Consider the following 14,791-nt stretch of genomic DNA (forward strand, 5'->3'; position numbering starts at 1 on the left):
TCGGCAAAAGCGGCTCAATCACCCGCCACTCCGCTTCGCTGAGATCGTAACGCGCCATCACCATGCTCCTCCCCGAACAGGTGAATCAGCCTTCGGCCAGAAGCTCAACCCTTAATGAGTTCAGAGCCTAGTCTTCGTCCTCTTGCGCCCCGGCGAGCGCATAGGCCTCGTGGCTCGCCGGCCCGAGGACTTCCTCGTCCTGGATCGCCTGATCGATCGCCACGATGGCCTGTTGCAGCTCCGAGAAAAGCGGGGCGTAGTGCGACGAGGTAGATCTGGGATCGGCCATTTCGCTCGCCATGCGCCGGCGCTTGGAAACGAAGTTCGCGCGCGCCTTCCTGAGATTTTCGATGGGCTCTTCGTAAATGGCTGCCATGGCTGCGTCCTGACGGTCGATGGTCGAACCCCCCGTTCGATTAGGACGCCCCGGCAGTCAGTGGTCAATCACTGCAATGTCACACTTCGCGGCTGTTTTCAGCCGTGGGCTTTATGATCGGGAGCCGGCGGGCTGGCCGCCGGCTCCCGATATCCAGCTCGTCAGCCGGGCGCGATGGGGGTCACGGTTGCCGGTGCGGGCTCGGCTTTCCCTTGGACCGTGCCGAAGCGGATGCCCCTCGCTTCCCGCCCGAACCCGGCAAGCACGGCCACCACGACCGCGACGATGCCGGCGACCAGAGCGAGGGCAAAGGCGTAGTCCCCACCCCGAGCCTCCGCGATGCCGGCCTGCAAGGTCGAGTTGTAGGACGCGAGCAGGTTGCCGAGCTGGTAGACCACGCCGGGGAAGGTGCCGCGGATCGCGTCCGGCGAGATCTCGTTGAGATGCACGGGCACCACGCCCCAGGCTCCCTGCACGAAGAACTGCATCAGGAACGCGCCGATCGCCAGCCACACGCCGCTGGTGGAATAGGCCCAGAGCGGAATGACGGGCAGGGCCAGGATGGCGGCGATGACGATGGCGCGGCGGCGTCCGATCCGCTCGGAGAAGGCCCCGAAGAACAGGCCGCCCAGGATCGCGCCGATATTGTAGGTGATGGCGATCGCGCCGGTCTGGTGCGTCGACATTCCGCGCTGGGTCTCCAGGAAGGTCGGATAGACGTCCTGCGTGCCGTGGCTGAAGAAGTTGAACCCGGCCATCATCACGATCGCCCAGAGCGCGAGGCCGATGTGTCCGCGCAGGGCGGCGACGACGCCGACCTTTTCCGCCCGCTGCTGTCGCCGCAGGAAGGCCGGCGATTCGTCGACGTTCCGCCTGATGTAGAGAACCAGCAGGGCAGGGATCACGCCGACCATGAACATGCCGCGCCAGCCGATCAGCGGGAACAGCGCGAAGAACACGATGGAGGCGAGGAGATAGCCCGAGGGATATCCCGCCTGCAGCAGGCCGGAAACAAGGCCGCGTAGCTTCGGGGGCACGGATTCCAGCGTCAGCGAGGCGCCGACGCCCCATTCGCCGCCCATGGCGACACCGTAGAGCGCGCGCAGCACGATCAGCACGGTCAGGGAAGGGGCGAAGCCGGAAGCGAATTCAAGGATGGAATAAAGCAGGACGTTGACCATCAGAGTGGGTCGACGGCCGAACCGGTCGGCGGCGAGCCCGAAGATCAGCGCGCCGATAGGTCGGGCGGCCAGCGTCAGCGTGATCGCCAATGTCACCGCCTTGACGCTGGTGCCGAAGTCCGTGGCGATATTCTTCAGGACGAAGACCAGGATGAAGTAATCGAAGGCGTCGAGCGTCCAGCCGAGATAACTCGCGGCGATGACGTGCCGCTGGCCTTGTTCCAGGCTGCGGAAATCCGAAAGGATAGACATGCTTCCTCCCCATTTTCCCCTTGAGGGAAAGAAGGAGACTAGACCGGTAAGTCACACTTACAATGGCCGGCCGGCGACCATGATGCCGCAACCCGGGGCGGTTCTGCCCGCGCGGGCACGTCCCGTCGCCATCCCGAATCGCTTCGGGCAAAAGATCCGGCGAGGCCGGGCGCTACTCCGGCAACGAACTTATGTGGCACCGTCCGTGAAGCCTAGGGTTCAATGCCCGCCACGTCAGGCTTGCGTGTCTGCGTTCCACGCTGCTCGCCAGATTCAGTGTCGCATCGCTGCGAAGCTGTCATCGGAGAGTTTGGATCGAGATGATTAATGAAGCACTAAGAACCTGCGAGTAGAATGATTCGTCTGCACTGGCGGTCTTCAGAACAATTCAGAAGATCGCCTGCCAGCAATGAATGTTTGCCTGCCGATCATGATTGTTGCTCAAAAGACACAGCCGATCTTGTTCGTTCATCACTCGGGATCGTGATGAGGTCATGAACGTTTCATTGCTCTCTTGTTAACCACATTACCTGCCCCTTGGCTCATTGCTCTTTTCTGGAGAGAATCGTGTTCGATAGACGTGCGTTCCTGATGCTAGGCGCCACCTCCCTGCTGGGTGCCTGCGCCGGAGTTTCCGGTCCCCTCGGTGGCGCGACCAGCGGCCCCAAGATCCTGTACGGACCCAAGGACGAGAAGTTCAAGGTTCCGCCGGTAGACCTGTCCAGGATCGATTCGCAGTTCTGGAGGCAGGTCGTCGATGACCCGACGGGCGAGGCGCCCGGCACCATCGTCATCGCCCCCGACCAGCGCTTCCTCTTCCTCGTCATGGAAGGCGGCAAGGCCCGTCGCTATGGCGTCGGCGTCGGCCGCGAGGGCTTCCTGTGGGCCGGCAAGGCCACGATCCAGCGCAAGGCGAAGTGGCCGACCTGGACGCCGCCGGCCGACATGATCGCCCGCGATCCCCGCTCCGCGCAGTTCGCGCATGGCATGCCCGGCGGCCCCTCCAACCCGCTCGGGGCGCGCGCGATGTACCTCTATCAGGGCGGACGCGACACGCTTTACCGCATCCACGGCACCAACGAGCCCTATACGATCGGCCATGCCATGTCCTCGGGCTGCATTCGCATGCTCGATGCGGATGTGATCGATCTCTACGACCGCGTTCCCGTCGGCACCAAGGTGGTCGTCCTGCCGTCCAAGGGCACCGCGATCGCGCTGGGTTCCTGAACCGGACGGCGCGAACGAAAAGGGGCCCCTGCGGGCCCCTTTTTTCTTGTCCCGCAGATCGGGTTCACTCCTCGCCGGAGCGAGCCTTTGGATCGAGCTTCTCGAAGCTCTCCACCACCCCTTCGGCCTCATCGGTCGAACCGGCCTGGGTCTTGCGATGATCCGCGCCGCGAGCGTCGTCGCCGTAGCGCTTGTTTTCGTTATGGATCTGGGCGCCGAGATCGCCTTCGTCGGGGATCGCCGGATCCGTCGTGCCGACATGCTGGTGGCCTTCCACCGTGCCGTGACCCATTCCGTGCTGGCCTGCTTTCGCCATCTTCTGCTCCTGAGGTCTGATCGCGCCGGGCGCTTTCATCAAAAGACCTGCTGCCGGGATTGGTTGCGGTGCCCCGCCCGGCGAGGTCGTCGCCACCGACCGCCAGAGGGGGAGCGCCCGGTCGTTCCCTGCCGTCCGCCGGACGATGTGGAAAGCGCGCCCGGCGTGCCGCCAAGCTCGATCGGGACGCCCTGTTGCCCGCTCCGCGCGGTCTTTGCCGCAGCGCCGGATGTGGCGCGGCCGATGGCATGGCCGGAGCTGCGGGAGGTATTCGCCCCGGACCCATCCGGGGATTCGCGGGATCCGCGAGTTCTTCGGGCGTCAGGTTTCCCGTGTGTTCGGTTCGTCCTTCTGCCTCGTTACCGCCCCGTGCCTGGCGTTGTGGCTGCGATGGGAACGTCAGGATCACGCGCCGGTCCGGCTCGCTTGACCCGCTCCTTCCCCCCAGTCCAGCGAGTCCATTCAGGCGTACTCAGGTGCACTCGGGCGTACTCGGGTGCACTCGGGTGTACTCGGGTCTACTGGGGGTCCGCCCAAGTCCGCCTCTGCCATTGCCGCTTATTCGGGGCCGGACCGCCAATCGGGTGCCCGGCCCTGGCCTTTCGAATGACCCTTGGCCTTGACGGGGGAGCGGGCATGCGCAAATTGACCTGTCGTCAAGAGGAGCTACCATGCGTTTGAAAGTGGGTTCGGGTTGTCTGATGGGGGTCGCGCTGATGGCCTCGTCCCTGCTGGCCGGACCTGCCATGGCGGCAAGCTGCGGCGGCGCCGCCGGCTTTGATAGCTGGCTGGCCGGGTTCAAGCGCGAAGCGGCGCAGCAGGGCGTCTCCGCCAATGCGATTTCCGCGCTCGATAACGTCCGCTTTGATTCCGGCATCATTGCCAAGGATCGCGGTCAGTCCGTCTTCTCGCAGAGCTTCCTGCAGTTCTCCAGCCGCATGGTTTCCAACAACCGGCTGCAGAAGGGCACGTCCCTGATCCGGAAATATTCCTCCAACTTCTCGCAGGTCGAGCGCCAGTACGGCGTACCGGCGGCCGTCATCACCGCCTTCTGGGGCCTCGAGACGGATTTCGGCGCGGTGCAGGGCAATTCGCCGACCCTGCAGTCGATCGCGACGCTGGCCTGGGATTGCCGCCGGCCCGAAATGTTCCGGCCGGAACTTCTCGCCGCGCTGCAGCTCATCGATCGTGGCGACGCTACGCCGGACCAGATGCGCGGTGCCTGGGCGGGCGAGCTCGGCCAGACCCAGTTCATGCCGTCATATTACTTGAAATACGCCGTTGACGCCGACGGCGACGGCCGCCGCGATCTCGTCCACAGCGTGCCGGACGTGCTGGCCTCGACCGGTAATTTCCTTGCCAGCTACGGATGGCAGCGCAACCAGCCCTGGCTGCAGGAAGTGCGCGTGCCGACCGACCTTCCGTGGGCGGAATCGGGGCTGGATATCCAGCATCCCCGTTCCTTCTGGGCCAAGCTCGGCGTGACGCAGGCGAATGGCCGGCCGCTGCCGATGGACGGGCTACCGTCCTCGCTGGACCTGCCGATGGGCCGTAACGGTCCGGCGTTCCTGGCCTATCCGAACTTCCAGGTCTTCCTGAAGTGGAACCAGTCCGCCGTGTACTCCACGACGGCCGCCTATTTCGCGGCGCGGCTCGACGGGGCCGGTCCGGTCCATTCGGGCAATGCGCCGGTCACGGTGCTGAGCCCGGCCGAGGTCAAGCAGCTCCAGACCGCGCTTGTGCGGCAGGGCTTTGAGACCGGCGAGATCGACGGCAAGCTCGGCGAGGCGACCCGCGCCGGCGTGAAGAAGGCGCAGATCAAGTACGGCCTGCCGGCGGACGCCTATCCGACGCCGGAACTGCTCGCCCGGCTTCGCGGCGGCTGAAGCCAGGGACAGGCCGCGCATTGCAACTGCGCGGCCGTCCCGTTTAACTGCCGTCATGACCCGCACCGCTCTCTATCCCGGTAGCTTCGATCCGTTGACCAACGGGCATCTCGACATGCTTCGGGCGGCGCTGACGCTTTGCGACCGGCTCGTCGTGGGGCTGGGCGTGCATCCGTCCAAGAAGCCTCTGTTGTCGGTGGAGGAGCGGATCGCGATGATCGAGACCGTCGCAGGTCCGATCGCCGGCGCCTCGGGCGTCGCGCTGGAGGTGCGGACGTTCGACAATCTGGTCGCCGATTTCGCGCGCGATGTCGGTGCCACCATCCTGATCCGCGGCCTCCGGGACGGCACCGATCTCGATTACGAGATGCAGATGGCCGGGATGAACCGGACGCTTGCGCCGTGGCTGCAGACGGTGTTTCTGCCGGCCAGTCCGGAGGACCGTCACATCACCGCCACTCTGGTCCGCCAGATCAGCGGTATGGGAGGAGATGTCAGCCGCTTCGTTCCCCCGGAAGTCGCGCGGCGGCTGAAGATGGGGAAATCGGACGCCTGATTGCGCCGGTCGGGAACGAGTGGTTTCCCCGGGCCTTTCCCTCAGGATCACCTTTTCAGAAGGAACCTTCATGTTGAAAGCCAAGATCGCCGGCGCTGTCGCTGCCGGGCTGATGCTCCTGTCCACGCAGGCCTTCGCGCAGCAGGCGAACGATCCCCAGAACACGCTGGTGATGAAGCTGAAGGACGGCACGGTTCTCATCCACCTGCGTCCCGACATTGCCCCCAAGCATGCGGAGCGGCTGAAGACGCTGGCCTCCAAGCACTTCTATGACGGGCTCAAGTTTCACCGCGTGATCGCCGGCTTCATGGCGCAGACGGGCGATCCCAAGGGCGACGGGACCGGCGGCTCCGACCTGCCGGATCTCAAGGCGGAGTTCTCCAAGGTGCCGTTCACGCGCGGCGTGGTCGGCATGGCGCGCTCTTCCGACCCGAACAGCGCCAACTCGCAGTTTTTCATCACCTACGCCGATGCGCCGTTCCTGAACGGCCAGTACACGGTGGTGGGTGAGGTCGTCAGCGGCATGGATGCCGTCGACAAGATCAAGAAGGGGCCGGAAGCCGATAACGGCATGGTTCCCAATCCCGACAAGATCATCACGCTGCGCGTCGCGGCGGACGAGAAGTAGCAGGAGGCTCGAATGAGCGAGACGAACGATCCCGAAAACACGCTGTTGCTGGAAACCTCCAAGGGGCCCGTCACCATCCGCCTGCGTCCCGACCTGGCTCCCGGCCATGTCGCACGCATCAAGGAACTGGTGCGTCAGGGCTTTTATGACGGTCTCAAGTTTCACCGCGTGATCGACGGCTTCATGGCCCAGACGGGTGATCCGCGCGGCAACGGCACGGGCGGTTCCGGCCAGAAGCTGCCGGCCGAATTCAGCGCCGAGAAGCACAAGCGCGGCACCGTCTCCATGGCCCGCGCCGCCGATCCGAACTCCGGCGACAGCCAGTTCTTCATCTGCTTCGCCGACGCTCCGTGGCTCGACAAGCAGTACACCGTCTGGGGCGAGGTGACCTCCGGCATGGACAATATCGACCAGATCCAGAAGGGCGAGCCGCCGCGCAGCCCCGACACGATCAACTCGGTCAAGGTCGCCGCCGACGCGGCCTGAGATGAGCGGGAACGCCAGCGTTCCCGTGCTGCGCGTCGCGAGGCCGGCTAACGACCTCGCGGCGCTGCAGCGCTTCTATGGAGATGCCGCGGGCTTTGCCGTCCTCGGCAGCTTCGACGGTCATGACGGATTCGATGGCCTGATCCTCGGCTATCCGGGCGCCGGCTGGCATCTGGAACTCGTGCGTGAGCATGGCACCTCTGCGGCGAGGGCCGCCGGCGAGGAGCATCTCCTCGTGCTCTATCTGCCTGACGCGGAGAGGTGGCAGGCGGCGGTCAGCCGGATGGAAAGCCACGGCTTCCGCCCCGTCCGGTCCAACAATCCCTACTGGGATCGCCGTGGCCGGACCTTCGAGGACCCGGAAGGCTATCGCCTTGTCCTCCAGAATGCGGCATGGCCACTCGATCCGCCCCAGGCCCATTCCGAATAGATTGAGACCATGCGCGTCGACGATTTCGATTTCGAACTTCCCGAGGAGTGCATCGCGCTCCGGCCCGCCGAACCGCGGGACGCCGCGAAACTTCTCGTCGTCCGCCCAGAGGCGCGTCTCGAGGACCGCATCGCGCGTGACTTGCCGGACCTGCTCTCGCCCGGCGACATCCTCGTCTTCAACAACACCCGCGTCATCTCGGGCCAGCTTTCCGGCACGCGGGAGCGCGACGGCAATGTCGTCGCCGTTTCCGCGACGCTGATCGAGCGAATCGACAGCCGCAGCTGGTGGTCCTTCGCCAAGCCCGGCCGTCGCCTCGCGCCCGGCGACCGCATTCGTTTCGGGGAAGGTGAGCGCCTGTCCGCCACCGTGGGCGAGAAGCTCGACGACGGGCGCATCCGCCTCGATTTCGACCTCTCCGGGCCGGCGCTGGACATAGCGATCGCCGAAACCGGCGCGCCGCCGCTGCCGCCTTACATCGCCTCCAAGCGCGCCGCCGACGAGCGCGATCGCAGCGACTACCAGACCGTCTACGCCGAGAAGGACGGTGCCGTCGCGGCGCCCACGGCGGGGCTGCATTTCACCGACGATCTGCTGCGCCGGCTGGAGAAAGCCGGCATTGGCCACGCCTTCGTGACGCTGCATGTCGGCGCGGGTACGTTCCTGCCGGTCAAGGTCGATGACACGGCAGACCACCACATGCACACCGAAATCGGGACCCTGGACCAAGCCACGGCCGATCGCCTGAATGCGGCACGCGCCGCCGGGCACCGGGTCGTGGCCGTCGGCACGACATCGATGCGGCTCCTGGAAAGCGCCGCTGGCGAAGACGACGTCATCCGCCCGTTCTCCGGCGGCACCGACATCTTCATCACGCCGGGCTATCGATTTCGGGCGGTGGACGCGATGGTCACCAACTTCCACCTGCCGCGCTCGACGCTCTTCATGCTGGTTTCCGCCTTTGCCGGCCTGGAAACGATGAAAGCGGCCTATGGCCATGCTATTGCGAGCGGCTACCGTTTCTACTCCTACGGCGACGGCTCGCTGCTGTTCCCGGATCGCAAGACATGACCGAGTTCACTTTTGCCCTTCACGCGACCGACGGGGATGCCCGCACCGGCGCGATCCACACGCCGCGCGGCCTGATCCGCACGCCCGCTTTCATGCCGGTCGGCACGCAGGCGACCGTCAAGACCATGTATCCCGGCCAGGTGCGCGAGCTTGGCGCCGATATCGTCCTCGGCAATACCTATCACCTGATGCTGCGGCCGACGGCGGAGCGCGTCGCGCGGCTTGGGGGCCTGCATGAATTCATGCGCTGGCCGCATCCGATCCTGACCGATTCCGGCGGCTTCCAGGTCATGTCGCTGGCGCAGCTGCGCAAGCTGGACGAGAAGGGCGTGACCTTCCGATCCCACCTCGACGGATCCAAGCATCATTTGACGCCGGAGCGCTCGATAGAGATCCAGCAACTCCTGGGCTCCGACATCGTGATGCAGCTGGATGAGTGCGTGGGGCTGCCCTCCGAGCGCGCGGAGATCGAGCGCGCCATGCGGCTGTCGCTGCGCTGGGCGGAGCGTTCCAAGCAGGCCTTCGGCACGCGGCCGGGCCACGCGCTCTTCGGCATCGTGCAGGGCGGCGACCAGCCGGACCTCCGGCTGGAATCGGCGAAGGGGCTGACCGAGCTCGGCTTCGAGGGCTATGCAGTCGGCGGTTTGGCCGTGGGCGAGCCGCAGGCGGTGATGCTGGATATGCTCGATGTGACCTGTCCGGCGCTGCCGACCAGCCGCCCGCGTTACCTCATGGGCGTGGGCACGCCGGACGATATCCTGCAATCGGTCAAGCGCGGCATCGATATGTTCGATTGCGTGATGCCGACGCGGGCAGGGCGCCACGGTCTGGCCTTCACCCGGCGCGGCAAGATCAATCTCAAGAACGCTCGTCATGCCGACGATCATCGTCCGCTGCACGAGGAAAGCGCGTGCCCCGCCTCGCGCGACTATTCCCGCGCTTATCTGCACCACCTCGTTCGCACGGGCGAGGCGTTGGGCGCGATGCTGCTGACCTGGAACAATCTCGCCTACTATCAGGAGTTGATGGCCGGCATTCGCGCCTCGATCTCGGAAGGGCGATTCGAGGACTTCATGGCGGAAACGCGGGAAGGTTGGGCACAAGGCGACATCGCCCGCCTCGATTGAGGCAGGCGATGCGAACATTTCAGAGATGAGGTTGTCTGTCTTCGCTCCGACCGGATGACGGAGCGGGTAGCCTAGATCAGGGTGCCAGGAGCAGCCTCTATCGCGCAGTTGGCGATGTGCCAGGCGCCGGCATTGTCCTGGGTCATGCCGAAGCTGGCATGCCACTGCAGACCCTGCTTGTCCTTGATGTAGAAGCTGGCGCTCGTCTGGCCACGCGACTGGGTGATGCTGTCGAAGGTCAGTTGCTGAGCATAAGCCAGCGGGGGATGGGAGGCGGAAAAGGCGGTCAGGACGGCCTGTTCGCTGCCATAGCGCTTCTGCTCGGCGCGGGGCGCCAGAGCGTAGACGGCCTTGGCGTTGTTGTTGGAGACACCCCAGACGAAGACTTCGACCGCCGTGCGGATCGAGTCCGCGTCAGTATTCGTCGGCATGGTCTTCATGACCACGGTAGTCGCCTTGCCAATCACCGGGATCTGTTCTTCGGCGACAACAGAGGAACCTGTTGCGCTTACCATCAGAGCGCTGCAGATAAGCAGCGCGCGGAGCGGCTTCCTACCGAACAGTGCTGAGTTGACAGTGCGACGCATCTTCGTGGTTCCTCGTCCCTTGGTGTCGGAATAATTGTCAAGAGGGGAAAATGTTCCCGATTGGGACAGATCACGAAATCGGGATTAGGAGAATCGTAAGAAGGAGAGCCGGCTTCGGGAATCCTTTATGGTCTCGAAAAGCCCGCTCGGTCCCGGTTTCTTGCGGGACATACGATGTGGGCGAACCCTTTTCCGGGTTCCCCTTGGCTCCGAATTCCGGTAAATGCCCGAGATCGGCATCGCGGCACAGTCCGCAACGATGCTCGCCGAACCGGCGGACCCCCAGTCCCCCGACACGGACGAGCCCTTAGCTCAGTGGTAGAGCGGCTGACTTTTAATCAGTAGGTCGTGGGTTCGACCCCCACAGGGCTCACCAGCTTTCTCAAAGACTTAGCCGAACAGCTGTGAGAACAGCCGGAGAACATGGGACCGCTTGGGACCGTTCCCACGTCCCACGTGGGAACTTCGCTTGCTCCATTGCTCGTTAGCCGCACCTTAGCACTCTCTCCCCTTGTCGAATGTCGCTCTTGATTACCTTATTATGTTCTTGATATGTTCTGATTTGTGTGGGATTTTGTTTCCCGGGAATCGGCTTAAGGTTGAACCCCTCAACTTGGTTGAGGGAGGAAGTTGTGGGTTTCCTGAGTGATGCAGAGATTGATTCTCTTCGGCTGGCTCGCATGAGCCTCCATATCGTCGCGGACGATGCCGACTTTGAACCTCAACCGGAACTGCCGGTCGAGCACGATGACTTCTTACTGCAAATCCTGAGGGATGTTGCATCCGACAGCATCTATCGCTTTGCCGACAGGTCTAGCACCCGGGACAGAATTGAAGAAGTTGCCCGCCGGGACATACCCTTCCATGAAGGCGCGCAGGCACTGTCTTCAGATTTCAGGCGATTTCATACCGGCAATATGAGAGACGGGGCATTTTTCGTCTTCGAATTAGGCGTCGCTGACGAAAGCACACGGATTTATGCTTTGGTTAAGTACGACTACAGCCAAGCGTTGGAGCTGGTGCAGCGGGAGGGAGCGACAGCGCTGCGTCGGATTGTGGAAGCTTTCGTGAGTGACAAAGCTTCGATCCAGAAAGCTGCGCTTGTCAGAACCGTCGATGGCGTGGCGGAACCCGGGATCTCCACCCGCGACCGAATGGGCCGGCCCGCTCCGACGCTGACGAGCTACTTTCAAGACTATCTGCAGGTCGAGCGGGAGCGGAATGATCAAGACCTCACTCGAGAGGTTAGGGACGTCGTGCGGACGGCTCTTCAAGATAACAAGGAATACCTTCCTCGTGGTGGGGTGGCTGTCGGTTTGGCCAGGGCGCTAGATGTTCTCCGCAATGCGCCTGAAATCAATGAAGACGTCGTCCGTCAGGCAGTTTGGGTAGGTGCTGGTCAACCTGAAGACGCAAGGGTGAGGGGGACGCTTGACACCTCGGTGAACCGTCTTGTCAGAAGGCGTCGCCTCGAAGGTGTTGCGTTTGCACCGCACCAGGAAGGTTTGCCGCGATCGGTACGACGTCAGGTGCAAACTGAAGAGGGCGTAACTCTCGAATACAACACGGCTCTGGAGGGCCAAGCCGTTCGTAGAGAAGAGCAACCGAACGGAGAAACGCGCTTCGTGGTGACAACAAGGAATTACACCGATGGTGTTATCACCGAACGCGGTAGGCGCCCTGATCGATGATTGGGAGGCACAGCGGAACGTTTCCGTTGTTGAAGCCAATCATGCCCTCACCCTGGCCCGCTTGGACGTAACCCGAGCTCGTCAAGCCACCGAGGCTTTAAGAGGGTTGGGCTGGCCCGTCGGCATTGTGGACGCCGCCCAACAGCCAACTGACCTAGAACAACTCGACCCCGACTTGGAGCCGTTTATCGTTACAGCTGAAAAACCGGATCCTGCAGCTGGATTGAGGTTTTTGACCCAAAGTGGTTTCGTCAAAGCTCTAGTCGAGAGAGAAGATGGAGGTGTTTGGCAGGTCGCCGCATCTGAGCTCGCTTTCTCGACGGGGTTCGCTTCAATTCATCCTTGGGGTGGGGGCGACGTGTTTGCCGCTGCTTCTGAAACCAAAAGCCCCTTGGACTTGGTGCGAGAGGCAGCAGAGAGCAGAGTGGTTCCAGGCGACATACGAAGATGGTTGCTGCGCTCGCCCGTGAACGATCAGCTTTGGAATGACAAGGCGTTCGCAAGTTTCGCGGCGCAGGCGGTTCCTGCTTTGCTTCGCAGCATAGCCGCTGAAGTAGTTGGAAGGCGAACGGCTGTTTTTATCGGACCACCAAATTTGAGCATTGATCTACCTGATCAAGATCTCAGTCGAGATCTCGGAAGCTCGGGATTTGGTGAGCTGCAAGCCATGGTGGGTTGGGTCTACGAAGAGAAGGCGGCTGCAGAGCAGCGACACGCACTTATAGGAGCAGAACTTGCTCGTTCATTTCCGAGGGGCGTGCCTATTGGAAAGGCGCTGCCAATTATCGGAAGAGATGTACTGAATGGCGCACGTCTAGCATATCAGCTTAGCCAGTCCGATTTGGGCCGACAGGCGCTAAGCGCTCAAGGCGATCTCCGCAAAATGATCGCGGAGGATGCCTCTAAGGCGGCGGATAGCACCAGGGCGCTAGTCACCGCGATAAGCGTCTCTCTGGCAACCGGTATCGGGCTAGTGGCTGCCCGCTCCACCTCTACCACTGCACCATGGATCCTTTCATCGGTGGCATTGGTCGTCGCCGCTTATCTTCTTAGTGTCACGGTTTCAGGATGGTTGTACTTGAAGTTGCAGCGATCTCTGCGTGAGCAATGGCGTCACAAGATATATCGCTTCATATCGGACGTTGACTATCGGGAGATGGTCCTCACGCCAGCTAAGCAAGCTGAGTTTCCATATTATGTGGTAGCATCCGTAGGAATATTGGTGGCTATAGTGCTCATTCTTGTCGCCGTGAGTAATTACGATGAGCCGTTATCGAAAGTCTTGCATCAACTAGAACTCTGGCCGAGGTTGATCCGCACGGCCGGAGCTTGGGTCACGTGTTGAAACAGATTGCCATAGCTGGTCGGGATTACAGTCGGGCACCCTTCTTTTCTAACCACGCGACGAGCTTTCCAATTGCTGCGGCTGCTCGCTCGGGATCTTGGCCGAGGTAGTGCTTGAGGATGCCGTAGGCGGACTGTTCGGTGTGGCCGGTAATCGAGCAGATCTCCGGCACTGTGCAGCCTGAGTTCGCTAACCAGGTCACGGCCGTGTCGCGCAGGTCCTGGTCGCGAAAGTCAGCCAGGGAAGGGCAGGGCGGCCGATCCTTTTCCTCTTCGCCGGCGACGGCGGCCGCGCGCACTTGGCGAAATACCTTCCCGTAGCGGCTCGGGTCAGAGAACGGCCGCTGGCGCTCCTCGTCGATCACGACCTGAGGCCAGCGGACCTTCTCTTCCTTGCGCCGCTCGCGTGCTTCGGCCAAGCGCGTCAGGAGAGCCGGTGCTGGCGGAACGATCGCGACTGCACCCGTCTTGTTCTGGCGAAAGAAGAGCCGGCCGTCGACCATGTCACCGCCCTCGATCTGCAGGCGATCGCCCTGGCGCTGACCGGTGAACAAGCCGAGCAGGATGATATCTCCGATTTCCGGCTTGCCGATCGCATCGGCCGCTGCGACCAAGGCCTGCATCTCGGGAATGGTGCCCACGCGGATCCGCGCTTCGGCTTGGCCGATGCCAAGTCCTTTGGCGGGATTGTGTGCGACGCGGCCCTTCCGCTGGCCAAAGCTCAGGGCGGCGCGCAGCGTCGCCATGGTGGCGCGGGCGACGGATGCGCCCTTTGCCTCGTCTAGGGCATCATAGAGCCCGTCGAGCACAACCGGCGTCAGTGCGGCCACAGGGCTTACCCAAAGCTCGGGATCGAAGTCCTCAAGCACTCGGGCATTCTGCCGGTAGAACTGGATCGTCTTGGGAGCGAGCGGCTTGCGCCGTTTGCGCCCTTCCTGTGTCTGGCCGCCGGAAAAACGCGGGCTGGCGTGCCAGTCGCGGAAGAGATCCGCGACGGTGTAGAGCTTCGGCCCGGCCGGTTTCGCCACGCGCTTGCCGACAGTCGCCGCGGACTTCCGAGCTTCAAGCTCCTTGAGCAAGTCCGCAGACCAGGCAATTGCCTCGTTCAGTTCGAACCACCGGCCATCCGGGTGTCTTAGGTCGCGCCCCTTGTAGCCCAGGGTGCGCAGGTTCTTACCCGGCCAGAACCGCGGCCGGCCTTCCCGCCAGGTTCGTGAGGAATGCGGACTGTGACGTTGCCCATGGTACTCCCCGACCGAGGCGCGGGGCACGATATGCGCTCGGGTACACGTTTGACTAGAGGACGCACGGCAGGCCTGGCTGGTCGGCCATCAGGATGCATCCGGGACCGCTGATAAGCGATCCGAACAGGCGGCCGGAAACTTGGCAGGTCACGCTGCCCGGCCGCCGTATCGCTTCTCGAGATTGCTGCGGGCCGTTTCGACAGCGACTTCAGCAACGTCTTGGGCCGAAGCTGCTTCCGAGTTTCCATTTCCCGAGATCCAAGCGTCGACCGCCGGCTTGGACCAGAGCGCGCCTGACCTGCCCCTGAGTTTTCATCCAGCGGCGACCTGAGTCCTGGCGTTTGTTACGCTTCTCAGCGCGGTGTGAGCAACAGGCCGTCCCGCGCAGC

General features: G+C 63.1%; 15 protein-coding genes and 1 tRNA gene. 11 read left to right on the plus strand and 5 right to left on the minus strand.

Annotated elements, in window-relative coordinates; translation table 11 throughout:
• Window positions 1-127: 127 nt before the first annotated feature.
• On the minus strand, window positions 128-376 hold the full coding sequence (locus BMY25_RS19845; RefSeq protein ID WP_092499942.1) for a hypothetical protein: 249 nt from the start codon (window positions 374-376) through the stop codon (window positions 128-130).
• 161 nt (window positions 377-537) lie between these two features.
• On the minus strand, window positions 538-1,809 hold the full coding sequence (locus BMY25_RS19850) for an MFS transporter (RefSeq protein WP_092499944.1): 1,272 nt from the start codon (window positions 1,807-1,809) through the stop codon (window positions 538-540).
• Window positions 1,810-2,376: 567 nt separating this feature from the next.
• On the opposite strand from BMY25_RS19850, the gene BMY25_RS19855 reads away from it, so the two are divergent.
• Window positions 2,377-3,036, plus strand: coding sequence for a L,D-transpeptidase (locus BMY25_RS19855; RefSeq protein WP_238858446.1), 660 nt, complete (start codon window positions 2,377-2,379; stop codon window positions 3,034-3,036).
• A gap of 64 nt (window positions 3,037-3,100) precedes the next feature.
• On the opposite strand, the gene BMY25_RS19860 is transcribed toward BMY25_RS19855, so the two are convergent.
• Window positions 3,101-3,352 carry a hypothetical protein gene (locus BMY25_RS19860; protein ID WP_143062070.1) on the minus strand — a complete coding sequence of 84 codons (252 nt, stop codon included), beginning with the start codon at window positions 3,350-3,352 and terminating at the stop codon, window positions 3,101-3,103.
• A 671-nt stretch (window positions 3,353-4,023) separates the two neighbouring features.
• On the opposite strand from BMY25_RS19860, the gene BMY25_RS19865 reads away from it, so the two are divergent.
• The 7 genes from BMY25_RS19865 (at window position 4,024) to tgt (ending at window position 9,536) form a co-directional block, all read left to right on the plus strand.
• A complete protein-coding gene (locus BMY25_RS19865; protein ID WP_092499950.1) occupies window positions 4,024-5,238 on the plus strand; it encodes a lytic murein transglycosylase in 1,215 nt (404 codons plus the stop codon).
• 55 nt (window positions 5,239-5,293) lie between these two features.
• Window positions 5,294-5,794 carry a pantetheine-phosphate adenylyltransferase gene (gene coaD, locus BMY25_RS19870; RefSeq protein WP_092499952.1) on the plus strand — a complete coding sequence of 167 codons (501 nt, stop codon included), beginning with the start codon at window positions 5,294-5,296 and terminating at the stop codon, window positions 5,792-5,794.
• Window positions 5,795-5,864: 70 nt separating this feature from the next.
• On the plus strand, window positions 5,865-6,422 hold the full coding sequence (locus BMY25_RS19875; RefSeq protein ID WP_177176965.1) for a peptidylprolyl isomerase: 558 nt from the start codon (window positions 5,865-5,867) through the stop codon (window positions 6,420-6,422).
• Between the two features lie 12 nt (window positions 6,423-6,434).
• Complete coding sequence (locus BMY25_RS19880) at window positions 6,435-6,908, plus strand: peptidylprolyl isomerase (RefSeq protein WP_092499954.1); 474 nt, start codon at window positions 6,435-6,437, stop codon at window positions 6,906-6,908.
• 1 nt (window position 6,909) lies between these two features.
• Window positions 6,910-7,338, plus strand: a complete 429-nt coding sequence (locus BMY25_RS19885; RefSeq protein ID WP_092499956.1) for a VOC family protein — start codon at window positions 6,910-6,912, stop codon at window positions 7,336-7,338.
• 9 nt (window positions 7,339-7,347) lie between these two features.
• Window positions 7,348-8,409 carry a tRNA preQ1(34) S-adenosylmethionine ribosyltransferase-isomerase QueA gene (gene queA / locus BMY25_RS19890; RefSeq protein WP_092499958.1) on the plus strand — a complete coding sequence of 354 codons (1,062 nt, stop codon included), beginning with the start codon at window positions 7,348-7,350 and terminating at the stop codon, window positions 8,407-8,409.
• Window positions 8,406-9,536, plus strand: coding sequence for a tRNA guanosine(34) transglycosylase Tgt (gene tgt, locus BMY25_RS19895; protein ID WP_092499960.1), 1,131 nt, complete (start codon window positions 8,406-8,408; stop codon window positions 9,534-9,536). The genes queA and tgt overlap by 4 nt, the downstream gene beginning before the upstream one ends.
• A 71-nt stretch (window positions 9,537-9,607) precedes the next feature.
• Here the strand turns inward: tgt and BMY25_RS19900 are convergent, their stop codons facing one another.
• Window positions 9,608-9,967, minus strand: a complete 360-nt coding sequence (locus tag BMY25_RS19900) for a DUF4864 domain-containing protein (RefSeq protein ID WP_177176966.1) — start codon at window positions 9,965-9,967, stop codon at window positions 9,608-9,610.
• Between the two features lie 457 nt (window positions 9,968-10,424).
• Between BMY25_RS19900 and BMY25_RS19905 the strand changes: the two genes are divergently transcribed.
• From BMY25_RS19905 to BMY25_RS20630, 3 genes are all read left to right on the plus strand, one after another.
• Window positions 10,425-10,499 (plus strand) — tRNA-Lys (locus tag BMY25_RS19905).
• A gap of 256 nt (window positions 10,500-10,755) precedes the next feature.
• Window positions 10,756-11,814, plus strand: coding sequence for a hypothetical protein (locus tag BMY25_RS19910; RefSeq protein ID WP_143062072.1), 1,059 nt, complete (start codon window positions 10,756-10,758; stop codon window positions 11,812-11,814).
• Window positions 11,774-13,159 (plus strand): hypothetical protein, encoded by a 1,386-nt coding sequence (locus BMY25_RS20630; RefSeq protein ID WP_143062073.1) that lies wholly within the window; start codon window positions 11,774-11,776, stop codon window positions 13,157-13,159. Before BMY25_RS19910 ends, BMY25_RS20630 begins: the two co-directional genes overlap by 41 nt.
• Before the next feature lie 25 nt (window positions 13,160-13,184).
• On the opposite strand, the gene BMY25_RS19920 is transcribed toward BMY25_RS20630, so the two are convergent.
• The gene (locus BMY25_RS19920) at window positions 13,185-14,237 is read right to left on the minus strand and encodes a tyrosine-type recombinase/integrase (protein ID WP_092499968.1); all 1,053 of its coding nucleotides are present in this window, start codon (window positions 14,235-14,237) and stop codon (window positions 13,185-13,187) included.
• Window positions 14,238-14,791: the final 554 nt, after the last annotated feature.

The organism is Faunimonas pinastri (assembly GCF_900110915.1).
GTDB lineage: Bacteria > Pseudomonadota > Alphaproteobacteria > Rhizobiales > Afifellaceae > Faunimonas > Faunimonas pinastri.

Bases quoted from the DNA above. Each gene is read 5' to 3' on its own strand.
- BMY25_RS19860 (WP_143062070.1), bottom strand. From the start codon at position 3,352: ATGGCGAAAGCAGGCCAGCACGGAATGGGTCACGGCACGGTGGAAGGC.
- BMY25_RS19885 (WP_092499956.1), top strand. From the start codon at position 6,910: ATGAGCGGGAACGCCAGCGTTCCCGTGCTGCGCGTCGCGAGGCCGGCT.
- BMY25_RS19845 (WP_092499942.1), bottom strand. From the start codon at position 376: ATGGCAGCCATTTACGAAGAGCCCATCGAAAATCTCAGGAAGGCGCGC.
- BMY25_RS19900 (WP_177176966.1), bottom strand. From the start codon at position 9,967: ATGCCGACGAATACTGACGCGGACTCGATCCGCACGGCGGTCGAAGTC.
- queA (WP_092499958.1), top strand. From the start codon at position 7,348: ATGCGCGTCGACGATTTCGATTTCGAACTTCCCGAGGAGTGCATCGCG.
- tgt (WP_092499960.1), top strand. From the start codon at position 8,406: ATGACCGAGTTCACTTTTGCCCTTCACGCGACCGACGGGGATGCCCGC.
- BMY25_RS19850 (WP_092499944.1), bottom strand. From the start codon at position 1,809: ATGTCTATCCTTTCGGATTTCCGCAGCCTGGAACAAGGCCAGCGGCAC.
- coaD (WP_092499952.1), top strand. From the start codon at position 5,294: ATGACCCGCACCGCTCTCTATCCCGGTAGCTTCGATCCGTTGACCAAC.
- BMY25_RS19880 (WP_092499954.1), top strand. From the start codon at position 6,435: ATGAGCGAGACGAACGATCCCGAAAACACGCTGTTGCTGGAAACCTCC.
- BMY25_RS19875 (WP_177176965.1), top strand. From the start codon at position 5,865: ATGTTGAAAGCCAAGATCGCCGGCGCTGTCGCTGCCGGGCTGATGCTC.
- BMY25_RS20630 (WP_143062073.1), top strand. From the start codon at position 11,774: ATGGTGTTATCACCGAACGCGGTAGGCGCCCTGATCGATGATTGGGAG.
- BMY25_RS19865 (WP_092499950.1), top strand. From the start codon at position 4,024: ATGCGTTTGAAAGTGGGTTCGGGTTGTCTGATGGGGGTCGCGCTGATG.